2 protein-coding genes and 1 pseudogene are annotated in these 1956 nt (G+C 74.9%); all 3 read left to right on the top strand.

Translation table 11 applies throughout. The features are described from left to right. A pseudogene (locus RH94_RS44270) lies at window positions 1-627 on the top strand (SAM-dependent methyltransferase); the annotation flags it as partial. Window positions 628-790: 163 nt separating this feature from the next. Then, entirely contained in the window at window positions 791-1438 is a 648-nt protein-coding gene (locus RH94_RS23050) for a hypothetical protein (protein WP_073949515.1), read from the top strand. 29 nt (window positions 1439-1467) lie between these two features. Continuing rightward, on the top strand, window positions 1468-1956 hold a 489-nt coding region (locus RH94_RS44275), incomplete at its 3' end, for a serine/threonine-protein kinase (RefSeq protein ID WP_267893389.1).

Raw genomic sequence — 1956 nt, forward strand, 5'->3', positions numbered from 1 at the left:
GGGGCCCCGCCGGCGCGCCGGCCGCTGACCACCGTCGGCGAACTCGCCCGCGCCGGCGCCCTGGTCCTGCGCACCGCCGGCAGCACCGGCCCCGCCGCCGTGACGCACCCGCGTTCCCCCGCCGCCGGGCCGGCCCGCGCGGGCGTCCCGGTCCTCACCGACCACGACGTCCTCGCCGCCGCCGCACCCTCCGGGCTGCTGCCCGACGGGGAGACGGCCGAGGACACCGTGCTCACCGAGGCCGGCGACGTCGTCGTCCCCGTCCTCGGCGGGGGAGGCGTCGCCCGCGTCGTCGACGAGCGCACCGCAGGCGCCGCGCTCGGCCGCAACCTCGCCCTGCTGCGCCCCGACCTGGCCGCGCTCGACCCCTGGTTCCTCGCCGGATTCCTGCGCGGCACCGCCAACAACCGCCGGGCCAGCAGCTATGCCTCCACCGCCACCCGGCTCGACGTGCGCAGGCTCCAGCTCCCCCGGATCCCGCTGGAACAGCAGCGGCCCTACGGCGAACGGTTCCGCGGCCTGGCCGCCTTCGAGGACGCCCTGCGGCTGGCCGGACGCCTCGGCGAACAGCTCGTCCAAGGCATGTACGACGGGCTGACCGACGGGACGGTCCCACCCGAGGCCTGACCGGGGGACAACGGTGGGAGACAACGGTTCGGTACATCCGAGGCCGGGTGTCCGAGCGGACCGATACCCTCGGAACACGCCCGGAACAACCCCGGTGGTACCGCGCACCGTACGCAACGTCCCCACAGGCGCCTCACCGGCGGCCTCGGCACTAGGAGCAGTCATGCACGGCCCCGGCTACGCGCCGCCGCAGCCTCCGCGCCCCTCGACCGCGCTGGTGGTCGTGTTCAGGGTGCTGTTCGTGGCCCTGCCGGTGCTGAGCATCGGCTTCCTGGCCTGGGCCACCATGCTGCGCGTCGCCTGCGTGACCCGTGCCCGGCGCGACTGGCTCCTGTTCGCCCTGTCGCTCGCCGCCCTGTTCGCGGCCTGCGTGTTCATCGGCTCCGACGGCACCGGCGGGCCCGGCGACCCGCAGACCTGGCGCATCGATGTCGGCATGGCACTGCTGATGCTGTCCGCGTTCGGCAGCGTCGGCTACTTCCTGTACGCGGACATCCGCCGCTTCCCGCCGCAGCCGGCCGGCCCCGGCATGGTGTACGGCTACCCGCCGTCCGTCACTCCCCAGGGCTACGCCCCGGCCCCGACCACCTACTTCCCGCCGCAGCCCGCCGCGCCCTTCGGCACCACCCCGGTCCCCGCGCCGCCGCCCGCGCAGGCCCCGACGCCCCAGCCACAGCGCCCCGCGCCCGCCCGGATCGACCAGGTCCGCGCCGAACTGGACGAGCTGAGCGACTTCCTGCGCGGCCAGGACCAGGGCCAGGACCAGGGCCAGGGCCACGGCAGGGACCGGGGTACGGGAGGCGGCCGGTGACCGCACGCGTCATCGCCGGACGCTACGAACTGTCCACGCTCATCGGGCAAGGCGGTATGGGCCAGGTCTGGACGGCCTACGACCAGCGGCTCGACCGCCGCGTCGCCGTCAAACTGCTGCGCCCCGACAAGGTCACCGGACCCGACAGCCAGGACGCCGACGAACTGCGCCGCCGCTTCGTCCGCGAGTGCCGCGTCACCGCCCAGGTCGACCACCCCGGCCTGGTCACCGTGCACGACGCCGGCAGCGAGGGCGAGGACCTGTACCTCGTCATGCAGTACGTCGACGGCGCCGACCTCGCCGACCACCTCGCCGAGCACGAGCCGTACCCCTGGCACTGGGCGGTCGCCGTCGCCGCCCAGCTCTGCGCCGTACTGTCCGCCGTGCACGCCGTGCCGATCGTCCACCGCGACCTCAAACCGCGGAACGTGATGGTGCGACAGGACGGCACCGTCACCGTCCTCGACCTCGGCGTCGCCTCCGTCCTCGACACCGACACCACCCGCCTCACCCACACC

This window comes from Streptomyces kebangsaanensis (assembly GCF_001906585.1).
Taxonomy (GTDB): Bacteria; Actinomycetota; Actinomycetes; order Streptomycetales; family Streptomycetaceae; genus Streptomyces; species Streptomyces kebangsaanensis.